Source organism: Afipia sp. GW821-FHT14H12 (genome assembly GCF_058803465.1).
The window spans coordinates 2,193,178-2,218,292 of record NZ_JBXAOZ010000001.1 but is presented as its reverse complement, the minus strand read 5'-3'; the positions used below and the strand labels follow the sequence as shown (position 1 = coordinate 2,218,292).

Here is a 25,115-nt window from a genome sequence, read left to right as displayed (position 1 = left end):
CGACCGCAAGCGTAGACTGACGCTGTATTCTCGGATATTGAATAATGTAGAACATTGTATTCTCTTTATGAGAACACTAGAGGCGCACAATGAACTTCACCGATCTGCAGATGTTCAAGACCGTCGCCGAAGAAGGCGGCATCATCAAAGCGGCGCAGAAACTGCACCGTGTCCCGTCGAACGTAACAACGCGTATCAAACAACTTGAGAGTGCGATCGGCGTGCCGCTGTTTCACCGCGACCGCCAGCGGCTGCATCTTTCGCCCAGCGGCGAATTGCTGCTCGATTATGCGGAACGGCTGATCCGGCTGTCCGAGGAAGCACGCAACGCTGTGTCGGGCGCCCCACCCCATGGACTCTTGAAACTTGGGGCACTGGAAAGCACGTCAGCGAGCCGCCTCCCCGGCGTACTGGCCGACTTTCACCGCCGCTATCCCGATGTGCGCCTGGAATTGACTACCGGTACGAACGATGCGCTGGTCAACGCAGTAGCGGAACGGCGGCTGGATGCGGCCTTTATCGCCGAGCCGCCATCCGTGCGCGGGCTCGCTCACCTGCCCGTGTTTCGTGAACGCCTCGTGGTCATCTCCAGCCTGGATCATCCGCCCATTGCCAGTTCGCGCGAGGCCGCAGGCCAAAGCCTGATCGCCTTTCCGAGCGGCTGCGCCTATCGCCGTGTCATGCAGCGCTGGCTGAAACGCGAAAGCCTCGCCACTCTGAGAGTTCTCGAGCTCACCTCCTACCATGCAATCGTCGCCTGCGTCGCAGCCGGTGCGGGCATCGCGCTGGTGCCGGAAGCCGTGCTCGACGCAATGCCACACGCGCGGGTGCGGCGTAATCCGATTCCGCGCGCCCAAAGCGAGATCGTCACGCCGCTGATCTGGCGCGAAGGCGAAATATCGGCACCGGTCATGGCTCTCCGGACGCTGATGAACTCCATGACGACAGAGACATCCGCAAAAAAGCGAAGTCTAAAAACGCTGCGGAGCGGACGGACAGCCAAGGTCTAGCCTTTGCATCAGGTTTCGCCGCCATGGTAAGTGAGGCGATGCCCGCTCCCATCCTTCCCCTGACCGAGGCTGCCACGCACTGGACGCCGCGCGGCGCGCTGATCGGGCTCGACCTCGGCACCAAGACCATCGGTGTCGCCGTGTCCGACCCCGATCGGCGGCTTGCGACTGGCGTCACGACGATCCAGCGCAAAACCTTCACCAAGGACGCCGCCGAACTGCTCAGGATCGCAGCCGAGCGCGCCTCCTCCGGATTCGTGCTCGGCCTGCCGATCAACATGGACGGCAGCGAAGGCCCGCGCGCGCAATCCACCCGCGCGTTCGCCCGTAATTTTTCCAAGCTCACCGACCTCGCCATTGGCCTGTGGGACGAACGGCTCTCGACCGCCGCCGTCGAACGCGAACTGATCGCCAACGATGTCAGCCGCGCGCGCCGCGCCGAGGTGATTGACGAGCACGCCGCAATCTTCATTCTGCAAGGCGCGCTGGACCGCCTCGCGGCGCTGAGCCGCCAGTCATAGCCCCCCTCAGGAATGCGTGGCGAGCCAGATGGTCTGGATCGTTGCAGCGAGATTGTTCAGGCCGTGGATCACGACCGTGAGCCACGTCGAATTGCTTCGATAGCGCAAGTAGCCGAGCAGCAACCCGATCGAGAACACCTCGCCGAGGAAGAACCAGTCGTATTGCAGGTGCATCAGCGTCCACACCGCCGAGGACAGGATGATCGCACCGGGAATCCGTAGGAAGGATTCCGACCAGCCGCGATAGAGAAAGCCACGCACGAAGAATTCCTCGGTGACCGGCGCGGCCACCACGATGGCGAGAACGAGCAGCCATAGCGTGTTGTCAGCCTGCGCGGCTTTCAGCGTATCCATCATGAAACCGGGCATCACCTCGCGGCCAGTGGCCTTGGACAGCAAATCCCATCCCTCGACCAGCACCGCGAGGCTGACCGCGCCGATCAGCAGCCATTTCCATGACGGGCGGTTCAGGGCGAGGTAATCCGCAAAACGCTTGCGCGCCAGCTTCGTCGCCACCCAGGTCGCGAGCAACACGCCCGGCAGGCCAGTCATGACCGAGAGCGAGAGCGCCTTGCCGCCTGTGATCACATGCGTCAGCGAATCCGCGAAGGTGGACATGGTGAGCGGCTCTTTCTGCATGAGCAGCAAAACCACAATCGTCGCGCCCTGCCCGAGGAACAGCGCAATGAAAATCAGCAGCCCCCACAGCGAGGTGCCCCAGAATTTCCAAATGCGCGGCTCCGGCGCGGGCACAGGTACAACGGGGTCGGTGAGTGTTTCGGGAAGACTCATCGATGTGCTTTCGCTTGCAAAAGAGGCTTAAGGCAGCGCCCGCGCGAGCAGGCCCTGAATCTCGCCGGGGGTGAGGTCGACCGCGCCATACATCAGCCCACGCCGTTGCGCCAGTCGCGTTTGCGCGAACAGGGCCGCATGGCCGGGATGGACTGCCTTCAGCGCGACCGCGGCAGCGGCAACCGCCAGGCTTTCCACGGCGTTGCGGGCCGCCCCCTCCGCATCCGGCTGGCCCAGTGCCGCAGCGGTTGCGGACAATGCCGCCTTTACGTCCGGCAAATCCCCGCCCTCCTGCGCGAGATGGGCCAGCACGGCGGCCGCAGAGTCACGCTCGCGCAACACCACGCGCAGCACGTCGAGGCACATCACATTGCCGGAGCCCTCCCAGATCGCATTGACCGGCGCTTCCCGGTAATGCCGAGCCAGAATGCCCTCCTCGACGTAGCCGTTGCCGCCGAGGCACTCCATCGCCTCGTGCAAAAAGGCCGGCGCGCTCTTGCAGACCCAGTATTTCACCACCGGCGTCATCAGCCGCATAGTGGCGCTCTCAACCGGATCATGAGGCGCATGGTCGAAGGCGCGGCACAGCCGCATCACCAGCGCCGTCGTGGCCTCGACATGGAGCGCCATGTCGGCAAGCACGCTGCGCATCAGCGGCTGGTCGGCGAGATGCCTGCCGAAAACGCTGCGATGCCGCGCATGATGAAGCGCATGCGCAAGGCCCGAGCGCATCAGCCCCGCGGAAGCGATGGCGCAATCCTGCCGCGTCAGCGACACCATTTGAATAATGGTGGCAATACCGCGCCCCTCCTCGCCCAGCCGCAGCGCATACGCACCCTCGAACTCCACCTCGGACGAGGCATTGGAGCGGTTGCCGAGTTTGTCCTTGAGCCGCTGGAAGCGCAGCGCATTCACCGTGCCGTCCGGCGCAAAACGCGGCATGACAAAGCAGGTGAGCCCACCTTCCACCTGCGCCAGCACGAGGAACGCATCCGACATCGGCGCCGACATGAACCATTTGTGGCCGGTGATGCGATAGTAATCTCCCTCACGCTCGGCGCGCGTGATGTTGGCGCGCACGTCGGTACCGCCCTGCTTCTCGGTCATGCCCATGCCGATGGTCATGCCGCGTTTCTGCCACCACGGCATGAAGGCAGGATCGTAAACATTCGTGCCCAGCACCGGCATGATCTGCACGCGCAGCGCCTCGTCGCTCGCGAGCGCAGCGACCGAGGCGCGTGTCATGGTGATCGGGCAGAGGTGCCCGGTCTCGACCTGTGCGGCGATGAAGAACTTAGCCGCGCGCACGACTTCCGCGGCTCCGCCCGCCGACGTGCCAGCCCCGCTCCATGTCGAATTGTGCAACCCGGCATGGGCGCTGTGCGCCATCAACTCATGATAGGCGGGATGAAACTCCACCTCATCGCGGCAGAATCCGCGCGCGTCGTAGGTCTTCAGCTTCGGCGGGTTCTCGTTGGCAAGCCGCCCGCGCTCGGCCATCGCAGCCGAGCCCCAGAGCCGCCCGAACAGCGACAACTCCTCCGCATGGTCACGCGCGCCATAGGCCGCCACCGCCTCCATCAGAGGGACATCGCAGCCGAACAGGTTGATGTCGAAAAACGGCGGCGATTGGTTGAGCACGGCGCGGGCGGACGACATGGCGATGCTCCTGACGAAGACGGAGCGACACCCGCTCCGATTCGGGCCGGATGGGTACAAGTCTAGCGCCAGCGGCATGGCGCGGAAAATCGTCGCAACGAGAAATTTTCCGGAACCTGCCCTGCTGCACGAGGTTTCCCGGCAAGGACTACCGAGAGGAGCGGCAAATGCACGTGAAAGCCATTCTTGCTGCGGTCATCGCGGCGATGATCCTGAGCACATACGGCGCCTCCGCGCAGAACACGCCGGCCCAAAGCCCGACGACTCAAAACCCGAGCCAGCCGGCCACCAGCGATGGGCCTGATGCAACGCAGTCCGCGCCAGCCGAGTCCCCGCAGGCGTCCGGCCATGATGCCCAGTCCGGCCAGCCGGAAACCGGCCCGAACGCGGCCAAGACCCAAGGCACAGCGAGCGGCGACTACAAGGGCATCCACGACAGCAACAAGAAATAACAGCGCCTTTCAGGCACCTGGGGCATGCACCTGGCGGCCGATCGGCCCCGCCTTCTCTGGCTATGGGCGAAGCCCCTTCGGCCGCAATTTACCTTGCCCTGCGCAGGCTAGCGCGAACCGTCCACAGCCGCCAAATCCGCCTTGCTCCGAATGGCAAGTCTGCCTATAGGTTTGGCTTTAATGACCCCTGCACCAAAATCGAGTTTTGTCCTCGGGCACCGGCATCTGCTGGGCATCGAAGGGCTTTCCGCGGCCGACATCACCGGCCTTCTAGACCTCGCCGGCGAATACGTCGAACTGAACCGGCAGGTGGACAAGAAAAGCGCTGTCCTGAGCGGCCGCACCCAGGTCAATTTGTTCTTCGAGAACTCCACCCGCACCCAGTCGTCCTTCGAGATTGCCGGTAAGCGGCTCGGGGCGGATGTCATGAACATGTCCGTCTCCTCGTCCTCGATGCGCAAGGGCGAGACGCTGATGGACACCGCCGTGACGCTGAACGCGATGCACCCCGACATTCTGGTGGTGCGCCATCACGCCTCCGGCGCGGTCGAGCTGCTGGCGCGTAAGGTGGACGGCTCTGTGGTCAACGCGGGCGATGGCGCGCACGAACATCCGACGCAGGCGCTGCTCGACGCACTCACCATCCGCCGCAACAAGGGACGGCTGGAAGGTCTGCTGGTCGCGATCTGCGGCGACGTACTGCATTCGCGCGTCGCCCGCTCGAACATCATTCTGCTCAACCTGATGGGCGCGCGAGTTCGCGTCGTCGGCCCCTCTACGCTGCTGCCGCCCGGCATCGAGCGAATGGGTGTCGAGGTCGCGCACGACATGCGCGAGGGGTTGAACGGCGCCGACATCGTGATGATGCTGCGATTGCAGCGCGAGCGCATGAGCGGCTCTTTCGTGCCGTCGAGTTCGGAATACTTCCAATTCTACGGCCTCGACCAGAAGAAGCTGTCTTATGCCAAGCCCGATGCGCTCGTTATGCATCCGGGCCCGATGAATCGCGGAGTCGAGATCGACTCCATTGTCGCCGACGGCGCACAATCGCTGATCCGCGAGCAGGTCGAAATGGGAGTGGCGGTACGCATGGCGGTGCTCGAAGCACTCGCCCGCAATCTGCCGAATGCGTGAACCATGCTGAAAGATAACCGCCCCACGCTTCTCATCAATGCCCGCCTGATCGATCCCTCATGCGATCTCGACGGCCGTGGCGGGGTGCTGATCCATGACGGCGTCATCGCCGAGGCCGGGCCCGGTGTCGGCAAGAGCCATGCACCCGAGGGTGCTGAGATCATCGATTGCGCGGGCAAGGTCATAGCCCCCGGCCTGATCGACATGCGCGCCTTCGTCGGCGAACCCGGCGCGGGCCATCGCGAGACATTCGCCTCCGCAAGCCAGGCGGCGGCGGCGGGCGGTATCACTACCATCATCTGCCAGCCGGACACCAAGCCCGTCACCGACAATTCGGCGACGGTCGACTTCGTGCTGCGCCGCGCCCGCGACACCGCCGTGGTCAACATCCATCCGATGGCCGCGTTGACCAAGGGCTTTGCGGGCGAGGAGATGACCGAGTTCGGCCTTCTCAAGGCCGCGGGCGCGGTCGCCTTCACCGACGGCGCGCGCAGCGTGACGAACGCGCAGGTGATGCGCCGCGCGCTGACCTACGCACGCGATTTCGGCGTGCTGATCGTCCACCACACCGAAGATCCCAACCTCGCAGGCGAAGGAGTGATGAACGAAGGCGAGTTGGCCTCCCGCCTCGGCTTGATCGGCGCGCCGAGCGCCGCCGAAGCGGTGATGCTGGAGCGTGACATGCGCCTCGTCGCGCTGACCGGCGGGCGCTATCACGCCGCCTCCGTGAGTTGCACCGAGTCGCTCGACATCCTGCGGCGCGCGCGCGAAGCCGGTCTTGCCGTCAGCGCCTCCGCCTCGATCAATCATCTGACCCTGAACGAGAACGATATCGGCCCCTACAAGACCTTCCTCAAGCTGTCGCCGCCGCTGCGCACCGAGGACGACCGCAAGGAACTGGTGGCCGCCGTCGCATCCGGGCTCATCGACGTCATCATGTCGGATCACAATCCGCAGGACGTCGAGGTGAAGCGCCTGCCGTTCGCGGAAGCGGCTTCCGGCGCGATCGGGCTGGAAACCATGCTCTCTGCCGGCCTGCGTCTCGTCCACAATGGCGAGATTGAACTAACCCGCCTCATCCGCGCGATGTCCACGCGGCCCGCCGAACTGCTCGGGCTTCCGGGCGGCACACTGCGCAGGGGTCGCCCCGCCGATATCGTCGTGATCGATCTCGATACGCCGTGGATCCTCGACCCCGCCGACCTGAAATCGAAGTGCAAGAACACGCCATTTGATGAGGCCCGCTTCACCGGGCGCGCGGTGCGCACCATTGTCGGCGGCCGCACCGTGTTCGAACAGGTGTGAGCGCATGGACCTCTCGCCTGCAGTCGCGACGGCTCTCTCTCTAGCGATCGGCTACCTGTTCGGCTCGATCCCGTTCGGCCTGCTGATCACCCGCCGCGCGGGCACTGCCGATCTGCGCTCTATCGGCTCGGGCAATATCGGCGCGACCAACGTGCTGCGCACCGGACGCAAAGGCCTCGCTGCCGCGACGCTTGTCGGTGACATGCTCAAGGGCACCGCTGCCGTTCTGCTTGCCCGCTATCTGTTCGGTGACGACGCTGCCATCGCCGCAGGCCTCGGTGCCTTTCTCGGGCACATCCTCCCCGTCTGGCTGAAGTTCAAAGGCGGCAAGGGTGTCGCGACCTATATCGGCGTGCTGCTCGGCCTGTGGTGGCCGGCGGCGCTGATCTTCTGCGCGGTGTGGCTCGCGATTGCCGCCATCACCCGATACTCCTCGCTGGCCGCACTGATCGCCAGCGCCGTGATCCCGCCGCTGCTGCTGTGGCTACAGTACCTGCCGCTGGCGACCCTGTTCGCCGTGCTCTCCGCCATCCTGTGGTTCAAACACCGGGCCAACATCCGCCGTCTGATGGACGGCAGCGAGGGCAAGATCGGCGCGAAGACTTAAAAACACCTCTCATTTCGCAACAACCCGCATTGTTCCCTGCCCCGAGTTGCGCAACACTGGCCGCCACGGGAGGCGGTCGTGGACAGGCTCGCATCGGCACCCATCAGGTTGAGCGACGGCCAGCGCATCGACTGGCTGCGGCTGATCCGCAGTGAGCATGTCGGGCCCCGCACCTTTCGCTCTCTCGTCAATCATTGCGGTAGCGCCAGAGCTGCACTCGAACGCCTGCCCGACCTCGCACGTCGCGGCGGCGCGAGCCGCCCCGGACGGATATGCTCCCTTGAGGAAGCTGAGCGCGAAATCGAAGGTAGTAACAGGCTTGGCGTCACGTTGCTTGCCCCTGGCGAGCACGGCTATCCGCCACGGCTCGCGCTGATCGACGACCCCCCACCCCTGCTCGGCGTGCGCGGTGCACACGAGACCGAGATGCGCCCGATGATCGGCGTTGTTGGCTCGCGTAACGCCTCCGGCGTCGGTCTGAAATTCGCGCAGGCCATCGCGCGCGATCTGGCGGACGCGGGCTTCGTCATCGCCTCGGGTCTGGCGCGCGGCATCGATCAGGCGGCACATCGCGCTTCACTGAACGGCGGCACCGTAGCCGTGCTCGCGGGCGGACACGACCGTATCTATCCGCCTGAACATGAAGGCCTGCTCGCCGCGATCATCGACGCAGGCGGCGGCGCAATCTCGGAAATGCCGCTTGGCCACGGCCCACGTGCCCGCGACTTTCCACGCCGCAACCGCCTGATCTCCGGAACTGCACTCGGCATTCTGATCGTCGAGGCCGCCCACCGTTCCGGCTCGCTCATCACCGCGCGCTTCGCCAACGAACAGGGCCGCGAGGTATTCGCGGTCCCCGGTTCGCCGCTCGACCCGCGCGCCGCCGGGACCAACGACCTCATCAAGCAGGGCGCGACGCTCACGACTTCGGCCGCAGACATTATAAATACCGTTGCGTCGATCATGGGCCGCCCGATCGAACTGCCGATGGAGGAAGACGAGGCTCCGCACGAGAGCCGCGAGCCACAGGACACCGATCGTGCCCGGATCGTCGGCCTGCTTGGTCCCTCGCCCATCGGGATCGACGATCTGGTGCGGATGGCCGAAACCTCGCCTGCCATCGTGCGCACGGTGCTGCTCGAACTCGAGATGGCCGGGCGGCTGGAACGCCATGGTGGCGGCATGGTTTCGCTGAACTGACTGTTCCAATATCAGCGGGATTTCCGGTGCGTCCGCATCAGGCCATCGGCCTCCATGCGCGCCATGTCCAGAAGATAGCCGAGCGTATCGAAACGATTCCGATGACAGATGGACGTCAGATTGAGCAGCGTCTCCGCAATAAAGGCTGCCGCCTCCTCCGCGCCGCCATCTTCGCCGCGCTGCTCTGATTTAGGCTCCGTCGATCTGTCTCGGCGAGGCGGCATGAACTCCAGCCTATCCTGGAATCAGGATAATATTCTTATACTCCAAGTTTTGATTATGCAACTTCCGGCTTAATTTAATTAAAATTTACAACCTTAAGTACCTGTTCCATTGCCCCTTCAAGCGACCGGCATTTGACAGCACCCCCCACTTTACCCATGTATCGCTGCGAAAGCCTCGTCCCCTCGCGGTGATTCCGGGGCTTATTTTCAGCCTAACTCATTGGATTCAAATGAATCTCGTCATTGTGGAGTCGCCTGCGAAGGCCAAGACGATCAATAAATATCTGGGCTCCTCCTACGAGGTTCTGGCCTCCTACGGCCATGTCCGGGACCTTCCCGCCAAGAACGGCTCGGTCGATCCGGACGCCAATTTCCAGATGATCTGGGAAACCGACCCCAAGGCGGCGAGCCGGCTCAACGACATCGCCAAGGCGCTCAAGGGCGCCGACAAGCTGATCCTCGCCACCGACCCTGATCGCGAGGGCGAGGCGATCTCCTGGCACGTACTGGAGGTCATGAAGCAGAAGCGCGCACTGAAGGACCAGAAGATCGAGCGCGTTGTCTTCAACGCCATCACCAAACAGTCCATCACGGAGGCGATGCAGCACCCGCGCGAGATCGACGGCGCGCTGGTGGATGCCTACATGGCGCGCCGCGCGCTGGATTATCTCGTCGGCTTCACGCTGTCGCCGGTGCTGTGGCGCAAATTGCCGGGCGCGCGCTCGGCCGGGCGCGTGCAGTCGGTGGCGCTGCGCCTCGTCTGCGATCGCGAGCTTGAGATCGAGAAATTCGTGCCACGCGAATACTGGTCGCTGGTCGCGACACTTCTCACGCCACGCGGCGACAGCTTCGAGGCGCGCCTCGTCGGCGCCGACGGCAAGAAAATCCAGCGGCTCGACATCGGCAGCGGTGCGGAAGCCGAGGATTTCAAGAAGGCTCTGGAAAACGGCACCTACTCCGTCGCTTTGGTCGAAGCCAAGCCCGCGCGCCGCAATCCGCAGGCGCCCTTCACCACCTCGACGCTGCAGCAGGAGGCCAGCCGCAAGCTCGGCTTCGCGCCCGCGCACACCATGCGTATCGCGCAGCGCCTGTATGAAGGTATCGACATCGGTGGCGAAACCACCGGCCTCATCACTTACATGCGTACCGACGGCGTCTCGATCGCGCCCGAAGCCGTGCCCGCTGTCCGCAAGGTGATCGGCGAGGACTACGGCAACAATTACGTGCCGTCCACGCCGCGCCAGTACACCTCGAAAGCCAAGAACGCGCAGGAAGCCCACGAAGCGATCCGCCCGACCGACGTTTCGCGCCGCCCCGCCAAGCTGAAGGCGCGGCTCGATAACGACCAGTACCGTCTTTATGAGTTGATCTGGATGCGCACCGTCGCAAGCCAGATGGAATCCGCTGAACTGGAACGCACCACCGTCGACATCACGGCGAAGGCGGGTTCACGCACGCTGGAATTGCGCGCGTCCGGCCAGGTCGTGAAATTCGATGGCTTCCTCGCGGTCTATCAGGAAGGCCGCGATGACGATCCCGATGACGAGGAAAGCCGCCGCCTGCCTGCGATGAGCGAAGGCGAAGTACTCAAGCGCGAAAGCCTCGCCGTCACCCAGCATTTCACCGAGCCGCCGCCGCGCTTCTCGGAAGCATCGCTGGTCAAGCGCATGGAAGAACTCGGCATCGGCCGGCCTTCAACTTACGCCTCGATCCTGCAGGTCTTAAAAGACCGCGGCTATGTGAAACTCGAGAAGAAGCGCCTCTCCGCCGAGGACAAGGGCCGCGTCGTCGTCGCCTTCCTCGAAAAATTCTTCTCGCGCTATGTCGAGTTCGACTTCACCGCCGACCTCGAGGAAAAGCTCGACAAGATTTCCAACAACGAGATCGCCTGGAAGCAGGTGCTCAAGGATTTCTGGCGCGACTTCATGGGCGCCGTCGATGACATCAAGGACGTCCGCGTCTCCGAGGTGCTCGACGTGCTCGACGCGATGCTCGGCGAACACATCTACGAGCCGCGCGCTGACGGCGGCGATCCGCGCCAATGCCCAAGCTGCGGCACCGGCAAGCTCAATCTCAAGGCCGGCAAGTTCGGTGCCTTTGTCGGCTGCTCGAACTATCCTGAATGCCGCTACACGCGTCCCCTCGCCTCCTCGAGCGCATCGAGCGACCGCGTGCTCGGCAAGGACCCGAAAACCGATCTCGATGTCGCGGTGAAGGCCGGGCGTTTCGGCCCATACATCCAGCTCGGCGAGCCGAAGGATTATGCCGAGGACGAGAAGCCGAAGCGCGCGGGCATTCCGAAGAACATGTCGCCCGCCGATGTCGAACTCGATCTCGCGCTCAAGCTGTTGTCGCTGCCGCGCGATGTCGGCCCGCACCCGGAGGATGGCGAGATCATCACCGCGGGCATCGGCCGGTTCGGGCCGTTCGTGCGCCACGGCAAGACCTATGCGAGCCTCGAGGCTGGCGACGATGTTTATAATATCGGCCTCAACCGCGCGGTGACGCTGATCGCCGAAAAGATCGCCAAGGGGCCGAGCCGCCGTTTCGGCGCAGATCCCGGCAAGGAGGTCGGCGACTATCCGGCGCGGGGTGGCAAGATCATGCTCAAGAAGGGCCGCTACGGCGCCTACGTCACCATCGACGGCATCAACGCCACGATCCCCGACGACAAGGAGCCGGACCAGATCACCCTTGAGGAAGCCATCGCGCTGATCGAGGCGCGCGCCACCAAGACCGGCGGCAAGCCCAAGCGTGGCGGCGCGAAGAAAGCCGCGCCGAAGAAGGCTGCCAAGAAAACTGCAACCAAAACCGCGACCAAGAGCGAAGCCGAGGACGCCGAGCCTAAAGCCGCGCCCAAAAAGGCGGCGGCACCTCGCGCAAAGACTGCGGCCAAAGCCAAGCCTCGCGCGGTTGCGAAACCCGCCGCAAAGGCCGTGGCAAAACCCGCCAAGGCCGCTGCGAAGAAGAGCGCCGGAAAAGCACGCGGATAATGAAAAAGAAGCATGGCGCGACCGATGGCTTTCCCGACAAGGAGAGCATCGTCGCGTTCATCAAGACCAACCCCCGCGAGGCCGGCACGCGCGAACTGGCGCGGCATTTCGGTCTCAAGAACGAATCCCGCGCGGCATTGCGCCGGATTCTGCGTGAACTCACCGACGAAGGCGTGATCGCCAAACAGGGCAAGCGCGTGCATGACGCGCGCGATCTTCCCCCGACCCTTGTCGCCGACGTGACCAAGACCGACAGCGACGGCGACCTGATCGCCGTGCCCGCCGAATGGGCCGAAGACATCGACGGCCCCGCGCCGGTCATCCACATCCATACACCACGCCGCCCGAAGCCCGGCACCGTCGCAGGCGTCGGCGAGCGCGTGCTGCTGCGGCTGGAGAAGCGCGAGCGCGGCGAACGCGCAGCCCTCTATATCGGCCGCGTCATCAAGGTGCTGGAAAAAACTAGGAACCGCGTGCTCGGCATCTTTCGCGCGAGCCCCCAAGGCGGCGGCCGGATGATTCCGGTCGACAAGAAACAGGCCGGACGTGAACTCGCCGTCTCCGCCGCCGACAGCGCCGACGCGCAGGATGGCGACCTCGTCAGCGTCGAACTGACCCGTGGGCGCGGCTACGGCCTGCCCTCCGGGCGCGTGCGCGAGCGGCTCGGCTCGATGAAGACCGAGAAGGCCATCAGCCTGATCGCCATTCACGCCCACGAAATTCCGCAGGAATTCTCGCGCGCCGCCATCGACGAGGCGGAAGCCGCGAAGGTCGCGACCCTGAAGGGGCGCGAAGACTGGCGCGATGTGCCGCTCATCACCATCGACCCGCCGGACGCTAAAGACCACGACGACGCGGTGCATGCCACGCCCGATACCGATCCCGCCAACAAGGGCGGCTTTATCGTCAACGTGGCAATCGCGGACGTCGCCTACTACGTGCGGCCAGATTCGGCGCTCGATCGCGAAGCACTCAAACGCGGCAACTCGGTCTATTTCCCTGACCGCGTGGTGCCGATGCTGCCCGAGCGTATCTCCAACGATCTGTGTTCGCTGAAACCGAACGAGCCGCGCGGGGCCATCGTGGTTCGCATGATAATCGGCGCGGATGGGGTCAAGCGCTCGCACAGCTTCCACCGCATCCTGATGCGCTCGGCGGCAAAACTCTCCTATGCGCAGGCACAGGCCGCGCGCGACGGGCGGCCGGACGACACGACAGGTCCCCTGCTTCAATCCATCATCGCGCCCCTCTACACCGCCTACCGGCTTGTGAAGCGCGCGCGCGACGCGCGCGACCCGCTCGAGCTGGAATTACCGGAACGCAAGATCCTCTTGAAACCGGATGGCACGGTGGATCGCGTGACGACGCCGGAACGGCTCGACGCGCATCGGCTGATCGAGGAATTCATGATCCTCGCCAACGTCGCCGCCGCCGAGACGCTGGAGAAGAAGACGCTGCCGCTGATCTATCGCGTGCACGACCAGCCGACGCAGGAGAAGGTCCACAACCTTCACGAATTCCTCAAAACACTCGACATGCCGTTCACCAAATCCGGCGCGCTGCGGCCTGCGGTGTTCAACCGCATCCTCGCTCAGGTGAAGGGCCGCGATACCGAATCTCTCGTGAATGAAGTCGTGCTGCGCTCACAGGCGCAGGCCGAGTACGCGTCGGAGAATTACGGACATTTCGGCCTCAATTTGCGGCGCTATGCGCATTTCACATCCCCAATCAGGCGATACGCCGACCTGATCGTGCACCGCGCGTTGATCCGCGCGCTCGGCCTCGGCGACGGCGCGCTGCCCGAGCACGAGACGCTGGAAACGCTGGGCGAAGTCGCCGCCGCGATCTCGCTCACCGAACGGCGCGCCATGAAGGCCGAACGCGAAACCACCGACCGCCTGATCGCGCATTTTCTCGCCGATCGCGTCGGCGCGGTCTTCGAAGGCCGGATCTCCGGCGTCACCAAAGCAGGTCTGTTCGTCAAACTGAATGAAACGGGCGCCGACGGCCTGATCCCGGTGAGAACGCTCGGCGGCGAATTCTACCATTTCGATGAAACCCGCCATGCGCTGATCGGAACGCGCAGTGGTGCCATGCACAGACTGGGTGACGTCGTGGAGGTTCGTCTGATAGAAGCAGCGCCGGTCGCCGGTGCGCTGCGGTTCGAACTCCTGTCCGAGGGAACCAAGGCACCGCGCGGCAAGCGTGAGTTCGGAAGTCGAAAACATATCGGCTCGAAGCGCGGCGCGAAGGCGAAGACAGGACGAGGCCCGAAGGGCAAAGACAAGAGCAAGGCTCGCAAGCCCGGCAAGACCAAACCCGGCAAAGGTAAACGAGGCAAATGATGGACAGCGTGGTGCGGACTCCCGAGACCCCGACCAAGGTTTGGACCCCGTCGATGGCCGCGCCCGCAAAGCGCAATCTCTGGAATGCGATGCTGCGCGGCTGCCGTGGCCGCTGCCCGAGCTGCGGCGAAGGCAAGCTGTTCCGCGCCTTCCTGAAAACCGCCGACTGCTGTTCCCAGTGCGGGCAGGACTTCACCCATCACCGCGCCGACGATCTCCCCGCCTATCTCGTGATCGTCATCGTCGGGCACATCGTGGTGCCGATCATGCTGTGGGTTGAGACCAACTATTCGCCGGCCGTCGCCCTGCAATTGGCGATCTATTTGCCAATCACACTGGTGTCATCGCTCCTGCTGCTCCAGCCAGTGAAGGGCGCGGTCGTCGGCCTGCAATGGGCGCTGCGCATGCACGGCTTCGACGAGAGCGAGGCTGAGAGCGCAGCCGAGCGTCCGGCCTGAGCGCTCGCGCGTTTCGGATGAACTCGCTCCCGACACAGACTGCGGACGAGGCCCGGCATCCCTATCGAAGGCCACGCGATTCCGCGACACTCATCCTGGTCGATCGCAACGGGTCCGTTCCGAAAGTCCTGCTCGGGCGTCGGCGCGCTGACCTCGTCTTTATGCCGAACAAGCTGGTGTTTCCCGGCGGCAGCGTCGATGCGACGGATCATCGTATTCCGCTCGCGACCGAACTTCCCAATGCGCTTGAAACAAAGCTCGTCGCCGGCAGTCCGAAAACGACATCAGCCCGCGCCCGCGCCCTTGTGGTTGCCGCGATTCGCGAGGCCTGCGAGGAGACCGGCCTATGCCTTGGCAGTAAGCCACCCATTCCCCTCAAGCCTGCGCAAATAGCAACCCTGAAGGGTGAGTGGAGACCCTTCGCGGAGACAGGCCTGCTGCCCGACCCCTCGCAACTCTATTTGATCGCGCGTGCCATCACCCCACCGGGACTGGTTCGCCGGTTCGACACGCGCTTCTTTACCGCCGACATCTCCGCCATCGCCCACACTGTCAACGGCGTCGTCCATGCCGATGCGGAGCTGGTCGAACTCAAATGGATCGAACTCGGCGCCGCCCCGCTCGCCGACATTCACTCGATGACACAGAGTGTGCTGGATGAGCTCAATGCCCGCCTCACAATGGGTCCACTGACCCATCAGGCCGAAGTGCCGTTCTTTCATTTCCGCAACGGCGCGCGGCTGCGTGACACGCTCTAGACACCAGGGTGCCGCCCGCGAAAGCAATGGCGGGCCGCACGGGCGAACGGTAGGTTGTCGCCCGCATGGCATGGACTTGGCGCGACATCGTGGAGAAGGACTGGCTCCGGCGCGTGGGCGGCGCCGTGTCCGTGATGGCGCATGTCGCGCTGCTGGCGTGGGTCGTCTTCGGCTCGGGCGTCAAACTCTACGATCCGCCGCCGCCCGCCATCAATGTCGAACTCGTCCCGGCAAAAGACGCGCCTGCGGAGAAATCCGGCGACTTGTCACTGCCGAGTCTCGATACGGCCAAGGGCGATAATGCGAAGCAGGACGAGCCGAAAGCGGACGAGTCCAAGCCTGAAGAGCCCAAGGCTGAAGAACCAAAGGCTGAAGAACCGAAAATCGACGACAAGGCGCTAATGCCTGTGCCCGAGGAAACCAAGCCCGTCGCCGAGCCGCAGACGCCTCCACCGGAACCGCCTGCCCTCCCGCAGGCCGCCATCACCGGCGCACCTACCGTGCAGCCCGACGTGATGAGCCAGTACGGCGATCCGTTCATGTCCGGTCTCGGCGGCTTCACTCCCGATCAGGTCGCCGCCGACCTGAAAACCGATGTTGTCGCCGCCTTTCGCGCACATCTGAAATCATGCCTGAAACTGCCTGCGGGCGTTGCGCCGACAGATGACGCCCGCATCGTGCTGCGGGTGGCGCTCAGGCGCGACGGTAAGCTCGCCAGAACGCCGGCACTGATGGCGGCGAAAGCCACGCCGAAGGGGCCGTTGATTATGAAGGCCGCGATTCACGCGCTCGAAGCCTGCCAGCCCTACTCCATGCTGCCCGCCGAGAAGTATAAGGAATGGCGGGAACTCGACCTCGAATTTACCCCGGCGGGATTCGAGCCGGGATGACACTGGATTCCTGCTAAATGGCCGGGAAAACTCATTATTTCCGGCCAGATCGGCGAAAATAGCGGTCTTGTGGGGCCGAAATCCTTGACTTTGGGGCATTCGAGGCTAGGTTGCGGCCAAACGCGGGTCGGCCTCGTCCGGCCCGCTACAGATTCCAGACATCAGATTCAAGGCATCGAGGTTTTCGAACATGGCCAAAGCGGTCACGATCAAGGTCAAGCTCGTCTCCAGCGCGGATACCGGCTTCTATTACGTCGCCAAGAAGAATTCGCGCACCATGACCGACAAGCTGGTCAAGAAGAAATACGACCCGGTCGCGAAGAAGCACGTCGAATTCCGCGAAGCCAAGATCAAGTAAAGCTCAAGTAAGCCTGATCTTTCGCAAAGCGTCGAACGAAATGACGGAGCCTTTCGGGCTCCGTTTTTTGTTGGCCTCTACACACGCACCGCCGTGCGCACACGCCCGGCATCGCCGAACACGCGCAGGTAGCGTACGATTTCATCCGGACTGCCGGTCGCCTTTTCCGGGTTATCCGAAAGCTTCACCGCTGGCCGGCCGTTGACTGACGTCACCTTGCAAACCAGCGAGATCGGATCGAGGTCGGCGGTGCCATCGGGCGAGCAGCCGACAAAATCATTGGTGAGGTTGGTACCCCATCCAAAGCTGGTGCGTACCCGCCCGGCGAAATGCCGATAAGTCTGTTCGATCGAATCAACGTCCATGCCGTCGGAGAAGATCAGAAGCTTTTCCCGCGGATCACGGCCCCTGTCCTTCCACCACCGAATGATGCCCTCGCCCGCCGGAATCGGCGGCGCGCTGTCAGGCCGAAAGCCGGTCCAGTCCGCCACCCAGTCCGGGGCATCGCGCAGGAACGCCTCGGTGCCGAACGTATCGGGCAGCGAGATCAAAAGATTGCCGTCATAGGTGTGCCGCCATTGGTCAAGAATGAGATACGGCGCACGACGCAGTTCGTCATCGCTGGAAGCAAGAGCAGCCGCGACCATCGGCAGTTCGTGGGCGTTGGTGCCAATCGCTTCGAGATCATTGTCCATCGCCAGTAGCACGTTGGAGGTGCCATTGAAGGCGGGACCGAGCCCTTCCTTGAGCGCCTCCACGCACCAGCGTTGCCACAGGAAACCGTGGCGGCGCCGGGTGCCGAAATCGGACAAACGCAGCCCATCGAGGGCCTTCAACCGCTCAACCTTGGTCCACAGCTTGGCCTTGGCGCGCGCATAGAGCACGTCGAGCGCGAAGCGGCCCTGCCCTTTCACCGCCTGACGCGAGCGCAGTTCGTTGATGATGGCGAGCGCTGGAATTTCCCACATCGTGGTGTGAGTCCATGGCCCGTGAAAATGCAACTCGTACTGACCGTCTACCGCGCGCAGCTCGTAGTCCGGAAGCTGGAAGGTAGAAAGCCAGTTGATGAAATCCGGCGCGAACATCTGGGTCTTGCCATAGAAGGTGTTGCCGGCAAGCCAGATGAGCTCCTTCTTGGAAAAGCGCACGCTGCGGGCATGGTCGAGCTGGGCGCGCAGTTCCTTCTCGTCGATGATCTCGCCGAGCCGCACACGCCGGGTCCGGTTGATGACCGAAAAGGTGACCTGCTCGTCCGGATACAGTTTCCTGATCATTTGCAGCATCAGGAATTTGTAGAAGTCGGTATCGAGCAGACTGCGCACGATCGGATCGAGCCGCCAGCCATGGTTGTAGGTTCGCGTTGCGATGTCCGTCACGGTCATGGCGCGATCATAGCCGCCGAGGCGGCGCATCGCCAGCGCAGCCCGGATAGCGCTTCGCACCGCGCGGGCTACGCTTGCTGGCTGCTCTAGGCAGCATCCGCGACGACGACGCGGTTGCGACCGTCGTGCTTGGCGCGATACAGCGCCTGGTCGGCGCGCTTGAGCACATCGGCGACCGGCTCACTCTTCTTTTCCAGCATCGAAATGCCGACCGAGATCGTGACCTCGATGCGCTTGGTACCCTTTTCGATGGAAAACGGCTCGTTCGCGATCGAGCGGCGCAGCCGCTCGGCGATGATGCCCGCGACATGCAGGTCGGTTTCCGGCATCACGATGACGAATTCCTCGCCGCCATAACGCGCGGCCAGATCGATACCCCGGATCGACTTGCGGATGCGGGTCGCGAATTCGCGCAGCACATCGTCGCCGGCATCGTGGCCGTAGGTGTCGTTGATCGACTTGAAGAAGTCGATGTCGAGAATCATCAGCGCCAGCGGTTTGCCGCGCGCAGCGGCCTGCTCCGCGAGCGTGCCGACATGACCCTCGAGATAGCGGCGATTGTGCAAACCCGTGAGCGGATCGGTGATCGCCATTTCGAGCGAGTTCTGCACGCTGTCGCGCAGGTAATGCGTATAGCGGCGGCGGCGGATCTGGGTGCGGGCCCGCGCCAGCAATTCGTTCTTGTCCACTGGGCGCAGTAGATAATCGTTCACGCCGATCTCAAGCCCGCGCAGCAACTGCGTGTTGTTGTCGGCTTCGGAGAGTGCCAGCAACGGCACGCTGCGGGTGCGCTCCAGCGAGCGAACCTGGCTGCAAAGCCGTAGGCCATCGTAGTTTTCGAGGTTGAGCGAGACGATCAGCAGATCGTAATTGTTCTCGGCCGCATGAAACAGCGCTTCGGAGGGATTGGGCTCGACATCGACCGCATGCTCTTCCGCCAGCACCGGCGCGAGCCGCTCGTAGGATGACGGACGATCATCCACCAGAAGAATCTTGCCGCCCTTGCCGGTATCGGCAATCGCCTCCCGTTCGGGCGCCTGGATGCCGATCTCATGAGAGGTAATGGCGCGCATGCGCATCTCGTCGGTCATCATCTTCAGCCGCGTCAGCGAACGCACGCGGGCGATCAGCACCACGTCTGAGACCGGCTTGGTGAGAAAATCGTCGGCGCCGGCATCGAGGCCGCGCACGCGATCCGACGGGCTGTCGAGCGCCGTCACCATCACCACCGGAATGAAGTGCGTACGCGGATTGGATTTCAGCCGGCGACACACCTCGAAACCGTCGATGTCGGGCATCATCACGTCGAGCAGGACGATGTCGCATTCGGCGCGCTGGCAGATTTCAAGCGCCTGCGTGCCGCAATTGGCGGTGACCACATCGAAATATTCCGCCGAGAGCCGTGCCTCCAGCAGCTTGACGTTTGCCGGGACGTCATCAACGACCAGAACCCGCGCGGACATTCCAAAACCCCTTAGCCGACGAAACGCCGGACCGTTTCAATAAATTTTCCGACCGAGATCGGCTTGGACAAATACGCTTCGCAGCCGCCCTCGCGGATGCGTTCCTCGTCGCCCTTCATGGCAAAAGCAGTCACCGCGACCACAGGCGTCGCCCGCAATTCGGCGTCGTCCTTGATCCATCGCGTGACTTCGAGACCCGAGACTTCGGGAAGTTGAATATCCATCAGGATGAGGTCGGGGCGATGTTCGCGCGCCAGTCTCAGGGCCTCGCGGCCATTGCTGGTGCCGACCGTCTGATACCCATGGGCCTCCAACAGATCGCGGAAGAGCTTCATGTTAAGCTCGTTGTCCTCCACGATCAGGACGGTTTTGGCCACCCCCATTCCTCCAATGCCGCTCGACGTCAGTTCCGCCGCCAGTAATACGATTAGGCGTCGCCACGCCGGAATGACTCGGGCATGATGGCCCAAAATAGTGCTGATAAGTTACGGAAAGGCAAATGAGAATGGCCGGAAAGCCCAGCCGGAGTCCCGCAGAAGTTGCTGAAATCGTGGCGATTCGCGCGCTCGCATTTCTGGCCGGTGACCCGGAGCGGTTGGGGCAGTTCCTGTCCGAGAGCGGTATCGGGCCACAGACGTTGCGCGCCTCGGCCTCCGATCCCCGTTTTCTGGCCGGCGTGCTGGATTTCATCGTGCGGGACGACGCCACGGTGAAGGCGTTCTCGGATTTCTCGCAATTCCCCCCGCCGACCATCGCCGCCGCGCGCGAGGCGCTGGGCGAGAGCACGCATGGCTGACTTAACTGATCGCAGTGGCGACGCACGATGGACGAGGCCTCTCCTCCTCCCGGCTTCTGCCGGGACTGCCTGACCGACGCGGCTCCGCAGGCGCGGCGCTGCGCCGCCTGCGGCTCGCCGCGCCTGCTGCGGCACCGTGCGCTCACCGAACTCAGCCTCGCCCATATCGATTGCGATGCCTTCTACGCGACGGTCACCAAACGCGACCGGCCCGAGATCGCCGACAGGCCGGTCATCATTGGCGGCGGCAAGCGCGGCGTCGTCGCGGCAGCCTGCTACATCGCCCGCACCTATGGCGTCCGCTCCGCGATGCCGATGTACAAGGCGCTCGACCTGTGTCCTGAGGCCGTCGTCATCCGCCCGGACATGGCGCGCTACGTTCAGGTCGGTCGTCAAGTCCGGCAGGCGATGCACGCACTGACCCCGCTTGTCGAGCCGCTGTCGATCGACGAGGCTTTCCTCGACTTGTCGGGCACCGAGCGCCTACACGGCATGATTCCGGCGAAGGTGCTGGCGCGCTTCGCCACACAGGTCGAGCGCGACATCGGCATCACGGTCTCCGTGGGCCTGTCCGCCAACAAGTTTCTCGCCAAGATCGCTTCCGATCTGGACAAGCCGCGCGGCTTCGCGGTGCTCGACCAGGAGGATGCGCGGACGCTGATGGCGGAGAAGCCGGTCGGCTTCATCTACGGCGTCGGCCCCGCCATGCAGGAAAGACTGCGCGACCACGGGTTTCGCCTGATCGGAGAATTGCAGCGCGCGGACGAAACCGACCTGATGCGTACCTTCGGCGCGGAAGGCCGGAGATTGTGGCGGCTCGCGCGCGGCATTGACGAGCGCAAGGTGGTGCCCGACCGCGGCGCGAAAGTGATCTCCAGCGAAACCACCTTCGAGAACGATCTGCGCGACTATACCTCGCTGGAGCGCATCCTGTGGGACCTGAGCGAAACCGTTTCGCGCCGCCTCAAGACCGGCGGGCTCGCCGGATCGACCGTCACACTGAAGCTGAAAACCGCCGATTTCCGTCAGCGCACGCGCTCACAATCGATCGTCGCCCCAACCCAGCTCGCCAACCGAATCTTCGCGATCGCCCGCGACATGCTGGCGCGCGAAACCGACGGCACCGCATTCCGGCTGATTGGGGTCGGCGTCAGCGCGCTGCAACCTTCGAACGGCAGCGACGACGAGGACATGCTCAACCGCCGCTCGGCGCACGCCGAACGCGCCATGGACGAGGTCCGCAAGCGTTTCGGCGACAACGCCGTGGTGCGCGGCATCGCCTATACGGCGAAGCCCGCGAGCCCTACATCGCTGCGGCGGAAGGACTCGTGATCTCGCACTATTTGCACGGCTTGTTGTCGCCGACCTCGAACTTGTCCATCGTGCCGTTGATGACGAAATCGTTGTAATCGAGCACCAGCGCGCGCGAGACGCCATCCTCGTATAATTCGAACGACATCGTATAGAGCGGAGTCTGCTCGCCCTTGTCCGGCTGCGCGGCGCGGTCGTAATAGCTCACCGTCACCGGCCAGCGGGTCTGCGTCTTCAACTGATCGCTCTTGCTCGCGACATCGGGCGACGCGGGAACGTGACCTTTCGCGATGGGCTGCCCGATCACCACGAAGGTGTTGTAGACCTTCTCGCCGTTGTCCGAGCCGTCATAGACGCCAAGCTCCAGAATGCGCTTGCCCTCCTTCGCCGCTTCGATGATACGGCGGGTCTGTTCGGTCGGAAACACGATCTCCTTGTCGAGCGTGAAGGTTTTGACCTTTGGCTGCTTCAGCTTCACCGTGATGGTGCCATCCGGCCCGCGCTCCGCCGTGCCGTCCACATAGGAGGGATCGGCGTCGTTGGTCTGGCTCGCGACCTTGAAGCGATAACTCGCACCCTTGGCGTCCTCCCAGTTGGTCGAACGCAGATCGCTCGTCGTGGTCTTGTCCTCGCCGGATTCGATCCGCGACACCTGCCGGAAATCGGTCGAATAACCTTCGCAGGCATTGCCGCCGAACTTGTAGACGATGCGCCCGTTCGCGGAATTGACCGAGGCATTGCCCCGCGCCTGCGCGAGGCTCAGGTCATAGACCGCCTCATGCGCCATGAACGGCACCCCGGCGGAAGGCTGCGCCTGCGCAAACGCGCCTGACGCCGCGACGGTGCCGAGCACGCCGAAAATCCGCAAAAACGCTCGCGACAGGACCATGTTCTCTCCTTGCCAACCTAGGAATCGGAGCATATTGGCGCTGGGATTATGCCGCAACTTGGGCATAACACGCGTCAAACAGGGTCAAGTTACGGAGGTTAGGATGGCAGGTGACATCGAACGGAAACTCGCAGGCCTCGGGATCACGCTGCATGCGCCGCTGGCCCCCATCGCCAATTACGTGCCTTTCGTGCGGACCGGCAATATTCTCACCGTCTCCGGCCAGGTCTGCAACAATGCCGACCGGCAGTTGATCGCGCGGGGCAAGTTAGGTGCGGGCGTCAGCATCGAGCAGGGACAGGCAGCCGCGCGCGGTTGCGCAATCAATCTGCTCATTCAGGTGAAAGCCGCCATCGGCGATCTCGATCGCGTGGTGCGCGTGATCCGGCTCGGCGGTTTCATCAATTCCGCGCCGGATTTCCTCGATGGCCCGAAGGTGATGAACGGCGCCTCCGACCTGATGGTGGAGGTGTTCGGCGACAAGGGCCGCCACGCGCGCTCGACCGTGGGCGTCGCCGCATTGCCTGCGGATGCCGCCGTCGAGGTCGAAGGCCAGTTCGAGGTGATGTGATGCCGTCCCGCGCGCCGGACTGGCTGACGGCTGCGCCGGTCGCGCATCGCGGGCTGCACGACGCTGCCCGTGGCATCGTCGAAAGCACGCCCTCGGCATTTTCTGCGGCAATTGCGGGCGGCTTCGCCATCGAGACCGACCTGCAATTGTCGTCCGATGGCGAGGCGATGGTATTTCACGATGACACGCTGACGCGCCTCACCGAGCGCAGCGACGACATCCGCACATTGAGCGCCGCCGAGCTCAAAACTGTGCGCTACAAGGACACTACCGACCGTATGATCACGCTCGGCGACTTGTGCGACATGACGAACGGCCGCGTGCCGCTGGTGGTCGAGATCAAGAGCCGGTTCGACGGCGACCGCCGCCTGATCCGGCGCATCGCGGAAATCGTGCGCGCCTATCAAGGCCCGCTGGCGTTGATGTCGTTCGACCCCGATCAGGTGCTGGCGATCCGCGATCACGTCCCCGCCGTGCCGCGCGGCGTCGTCGCGGAGCGGTATTACCGCGAGGACGAATGGCAGGCGCTGCCGCCGGAGAAGGTGCGCGGCATGCTCCATCTGCGCCACGCCTTCCGCACCCGCCCGCACTTCATCGCCTACTGGATCAACGAACTGCCCGCGCCCGCGCCGTGGATCGCGCAACACATCTTCGGCTGTGCGCTGCTGACATGGACGGTGCGCACGCCGAAGCAGCGCGCCCGCGCCGCGCGTTACGCCGACCAGATGATTTTCGAGGGTTTCGTGCCCGAGCCAAAACACCCTTGAAGGCGCCTAGAAAATCACGATCTATGACGTGAGATAACCGCAGGCTGGCGGGATTACCTGCATTTGACGACACCCACCGACATCACACTCGAAGCCATATCGTCCGTGCGCCAGATCGCGGCGGCGGACTGGGATGCCTGCGCGCACCCCGAAGGCAGCGCCTACAACCCGTTTCTCTCCTACGCGTTCTTCGCTGCACTGGAAGATTCCGGTTCCGCGACCGCGCGCACCGGTTGGCTCGCCCGCCACCTGATCGCACGCAGCGGCGAGCGCATCCTCGGCATCGTGCCGTGCTATCTGAAGAACCATTCGCAGGGCGAATATGTGTTCGACCATAACTGGGCGGATGCCTTCATGCGCGCGGGCGGCGCCTATTACCCGAAGCTGCAAGTCTCGGTGCCGTTCACGCCCGTCACCGGCCCGCGCCTGCTGATCCGCGACGACGCCGATCAGGACCGCACGCGCGAGGCGCTGATCGCCGGGATGATCGGACTGTGTAATCAGCTCAAGGTGTCATCCGTGCATGTCACCTTCGCAACGCAAGGCGAGTGGGACATGCTCGCCGAGCACGGCTTCCTGCAACGTACCGACCAGCAATATCACTGGAAGAACGAAAACTACGCGACTTTCGACGATTTCCTCGCCACACTGGCCTCGCGCCACCGCAAGGCGATCAAGCGCGAGCGCCGCGACGCGCTGGCAAACGGCATCAGCATCCACATCCTCAACGGCTCGGAGATCACCGAGGATGCGTGGGATGCATTCTACGATTTCTACATGGAGACAGGATCACGCAAATGGGGACGGCCCTATCTCAATCGCGCTTTCTATACGCAGATCGCGGAAACGATGGCCGACGACATCGTGCTCATCATGGCGAAACGCGAGGGCCGCTGGATCGCGGGCGCGATCAATTTCAAGGGCTCCGATACGCTTTATGGACGGCATTGGGGCGCAATCGAACACCACCCGTTCCTGCATTTCGAGGTCTGCTATTATCAGGCCATCGACTACGCGATCCGCCACGGGCTGGCATCCGTCGAGGCCGGCGCACAGGGCGAACACAAGATCGCGCGCGGCTACCTGCCGCAGATGACCCGCTCCGCGCATTACATCGCGGACCCGAGCCTGCGCCGCGCGGTACGCGACTATCTCGTGCATGAACGCGATTTTGTCGAGCAGGCCGGCCGCGAACTGACGGAAGCCGGCCCGTTCCGCAAGGCGACTTAA

General features: G+C 63.7%; 25 protein-coding genes. 18 read left to right on the top strand and 7 right to left on the bottom strand.

All coding sequences use genetic code 11. The features are described from left to right. Window positions 1–89 precede the first annotated feature (89 nt). Together AC1RNA_RS11215 and ruvX are read left to right on the top strand one after the other, a co-directional pair. A complete protein-coding gene (locus tag AC1RNA_RS11215) occupies window positions 90–1,010 on the top strand; it encodes a LysR substrate-binding domain-containing protein (RefSeq protein WP_492951105.1) in 921 nt (306 codons plus the stop codon). 38 nt (window positions 1,011–1,048) lie between these two features. Continuing rightward, window positions 1,049–1,531: a Holliday junction resolvase RuvX gene (ruvX, locus tag AC1RNA_RS11210; protein ID WP_492951104.1), complete on the top strand. Its 483-nt coding sequence runs from the start codon at window positions 1,049–1,051 to the stop codon at window positions 1,529–1,531. A gap of 6 nt (window positions 1,532–1,537) precedes the next feature. On the opposite strand, the gene AC1RNA_RS11205 is transcribed toward ruvX, so the two are convergent. Together AC1RNA_RS11205 and AC1RNA_RS11200 are read right to left on the bottom strand one after the other, a co-directional pair. Further along, window positions 1,538–2,323 (bottom strand): CPBP family intramembrane glutamic endopeptidase, encoded by a 786-nt coding sequence (locus AC1RNA_RS11205; protein ID WP_492951103.1) that lies wholly within the window; start codon window positions 2,321–2,323, stop codon window positions 1,538–1,540. A 27-nt stretch (window positions 2,324–2,350) separates the two neighbouring features. Then, window positions 2,351–3,982, bottom strand: coding sequence for an acyl-CoA dehydrogenase family protein (locus AC1RNA_RS11200; RefSeq protein WP_492951102.1), 1,632 nt, complete (start codon window positions 3,980–3,982; stop codon window positions 2,351–2,353). A 167-nt stretch (window positions 3,983–4,149) separates the two neighbouring features. Here AC1RNA_RS11200 and AC1RNA_RS11195 point away from each other — a divergent pair, with 167 nt between their 5' ends. The 5 genes from AC1RNA_RS11195 (at window position 4,150) to dprA (ending at window position 8,680) form a co-directional block, all read left to right on the top strand. Further along, window positions 4,150–4,434 (top strand): hypothetical protein, encoded by a 285-nt coding sequence (locus tag AC1RNA_RS11195; protein WP_009340928.1) that lies wholly within the window; start codon window positions 4,150–4,152, stop codon window positions 4,432–4,434. A 180-nt stretch (window positions 4,435–4,614) separates the two neighbouring features. After that, window positions 4,615–5,568 carry an aspartate carbamoyltransferase catalytic subunit gene (locus AC1RNA_RS11190; RefSeq protein WP_009340929.1) on the top strand — a complete coding sequence of 318 codons (954 nt, stop codon included), beginning with the start codon at window positions 4,615–4,617 and terminating at the stop codon, window positions 5,566–5,568. Between the two features lie 3 nt (window positions 5,569–5,571). Beyond that, entirely contained in the window at window positions 5,572–6,873 is a 1,302-nt protein-coding gene (locus tag AC1RNA_RS11185) for a dihydroorotase (RefSeq protein WP_009340930.1), read from the top strand. Between the two features lie 4 nt (window positions 6,874–6,877). Then, a complete protein-coding gene (gene plsY, locus AC1RNA_RS11180; protein WP_048755890.1) occupies window positions 6,878–7,480 on the top strand; it encodes a glycerol-3-phosphate 1-O-acyltransferase PlsY in 603 nt (200 codons plus the stop codon). A gap of 78 nt (window positions 7,481–7,558) precedes the next feature. After that, window positions 7,559–8,680, top strand: a complete 1,122-nt coding sequence (dprA, locus tag AC1RNA_RS11175; protein WP_492951101.1) for a DNA-processing protein DprA — start codon at window positions 7,559–7,561, stop codon at window positions 8,678–8,680. An 11-nt stretch (window positions 8,681–8,691) separates the two neighbouring features. Here the strand turns inward: dprA and AC1RNA_RS11170 are convergent, their stop codons facing one another. Then, window positions 8,692–8,904 carry a hypothetical protein gene (locus AC1RNA_RS11170; RefSeq protein ID WP_009340933.1) on the bottom strand — a complete coding sequence of 71 codons (213 nt, stop codon included), beginning with the start codon at window positions 8,902–8,904 and terminating at the stop codon, window positions 8,692–8,694. Between the two features lie 230 nt (window positions 8,905–9,134). On the opposite strand from AC1RNA_RS11170, the gene topA reads away from it, so the two are divergent. The 6 genes from topA to rpmG all read left to right on the top strand — a co-directional run bounded on the left by topA (window position 9,135) and on the right by rpmG (window position 16,706). Further along, window positions 9,135–11,897 carry a type I DNA topoisomerase gene (gene topA, locus AC1RNA_RS11165; RefSeq protein WP_492951100.1) on the top strand — a complete coding sequence of 921 codons (2,763 nt, stop codon included), beginning with the start codon at window positions 9,135–9,137 and terminating at the stop codon, window positions 11,895–11,897. Continuing rightward, window positions 11,897–14,242 carry a ribonuclease R gene (gene rnr / locus AC1RNA_RS11160; protein WP_492951099.1) on the top strand — a complete coding sequence of 782 codons (2,346 nt, stop codon included), beginning with the start codon at window positions 11,897–11,899 and terminating at the stop codon, window positions 14,240–14,242. The genes topA and rnr overlap by 1 nt, the downstream gene beginning before the upstream one ends. After that, window positions 14,242–14,700, top strand: a complete 459-nt coding sequence (locus tag AC1RNA_RS11155) for a DUF983 domain-containing protein (protein ID WP_492951212.1) — start codon at window positions 14,242–14,244, stop codon at window positions 14,698–14,700. The genes rnr and AC1RNA_RS11155 overlap by 1 nt, the downstream gene beginning before the upstream one ends. A 17-nt stretch (window positions 14,701–14,717) precedes the next feature. Further along, the gene (locus tag AC1RNA_RS11150) at window positions 14,718–15,458 is read left to right on the top strand and encodes an NUDIX hydrolase (protein WP_492951098.1); all 741 of its coding nucleotides are present in this window, start codon (window positions 14,718–14,720) and stop codon (window positions 15,456–15,458) included. Window positions 15,459–15,523: 65 nt separating this feature from the next. After that, window positions 15,524–16,348 carry a UCP034077 family protein gene (locus AC1RNA_RS11145; RefSeq protein WP_492951097.1) on the top strand — a complete coding sequence of 275 codons (825 nt, stop codon included), beginning with the start codon at window positions 15,524–15,526 and terminating at the stop codon, window positions 16,346–16,348. A 190-nt stretch (window positions 16,349–16,538) separates the two neighbouring features. After that, window positions 16,539–16,706, top strand: a complete 168-nt coding sequence (gene rpmG / locus AC1RNA_RS11140; RefSeq protein WP_002712167.1) for a 50S ribosomal protein L33 — start codon at window positions 16,539–16,541, stop codon at window positions 16,704–16,706. Between the two features lie 77 nt (window positions 16,707–16,783). On the opposite strand, the gene pncB is transcribed toward rpmG, so the two are convergent. From pncB to AC1RNA_RS11125, 3 genes are all read right to left on the bottom strand, one after another. Continuing rightward, window positions 16,784–18,088: a nicotinate phosphoribosyltransferase gene (pncB, locus tag AC1RNA_RS11135; protein WP_492951211.1), complete on the bottom strand. Its 1,305-nt coding sequence runs from the start codon at window positions 18,086–18,088 to the stop codon at window positions 16,784–16,786. Between the two features lie 86 nt (window positions 18,089–18,174). After that, window positions 18,175–19,551, bottom strand: a complete 1,377-nt coding sequence (locus AC1RNA_RS11130) for a PleD family two-component system response regulator (RefSeq protein WP_009340940.1) — start codon at window positions 19,549–19,551, stop codon at window positions 18,175–18,177. An 11-nt stretch (window positions 19,552–19,562) separates the two neighbouring features. Beyond that, window positions 19,563–19,928 (bottom strand): response regulator, encoded by a 366-nt coding sequence (locus AC1RNA_RS11125; RefSeq protein ID WP_002715480.1) that lies wholly within the window; start codon window positions 19,926–19,928, stop codon window positions 19,563–19,565. 128 nt (window positions 19,929–20,056) lie between these two features. On the opposite strand from AC1RNA_RS11125, the gene AC1RNA_RS11120 reads away from it, so the two are divergent. Further along, entirely contained in the window at window positions 20,057–20,347 is a 291-nt protein-coding gene (locus AC1RNA_RS11120) for a DUF3572 domain-containing protein (protein WP_009340941.1), read from the top strand. 27 nt (window positions 20,348–20,374) lie between these two features. After that, window positions 20,375–21,679 (top strand): DNA polymerase IV, encoded by a 1,305-nt coding sequence (locus AC1RNA_RS11115; RefSeq protein ID WP_009340942.1) that lies wholly within the window; start codon window positions 20,375–20,377, stop codon window positions 21,677–21,679. 7 nt (window positions 21,680–21,686) lie between these two features. Here AC1RNA_RS11115 and AC1RNA_RS11110 read toward each other — a convergent pair whose 3' ends face one another. Continuing rightward, entirely contained in the window at window positions 21,687–22,547 is an 861-nt protein-coding gene (locus AC1RNA_RS11110) for a cell envelope integrity EipB family protein (RefSeq protein WP_492951096.1), read from the bottom strand. A 103-nt stretch (window positions 22,548–22,650) separates the two neighbouring features. Between AC1RNA_RS11110 and AC1RNA_RS11105 the strand changes: the two genes are divergently transcribed. The 3 genes from AC1RNA_RS11105 to AC1RNA_RS11095 all read left to right on the top strand — a co-directional run bounded on the left by AC1RNA_RS11105 (window position 22,651) and on the right by AC1RNA_RS11095 (window position 25,115). Then, the gene (locus AC1RNA_RS11105) at window positions 22,651–23,118 is read left to right on the top strand and encodes a RidA family protein (RefSeq protein ID WP_009340944.1); all 468 of its coding nucleotides are present in this window, start codon (window positions 22,651–22,653) and stop codon (window positions 23,116–23,118) included. Beyond that, window positions 23,118–23,885: a glycerophosphodiester phosphodiesterase family protein gene (locus AC1RNA_RS11100; protein WP_492951095.1), complete on the top strand. Its 768-nt coding sequence runs from the start codon at window positions 23,118–23,120 to the stop codon at window positions 23,883–23,885. The genes AC1RNA_RS11105 and AC1RNA_RS11100 overlap by 1 nt, the downstream gene beginning before the upstream one ends. A 63-nt stretch (window positions 23,886–23,948) precedes the next feature. Next, window positions 23,949–25,115 carry a GNAT family N-acetyltransferase gene (locus tag AC1RNA_RS11095; RefSeq protein WP_492951094.1) on the top strand — a complete coding sequence of 389 codons (1,167 nt, stop codon included), beginning with the start codon at window positions 23,949–23,951 and terminating at the stop codon, window positions 25,113–25,115.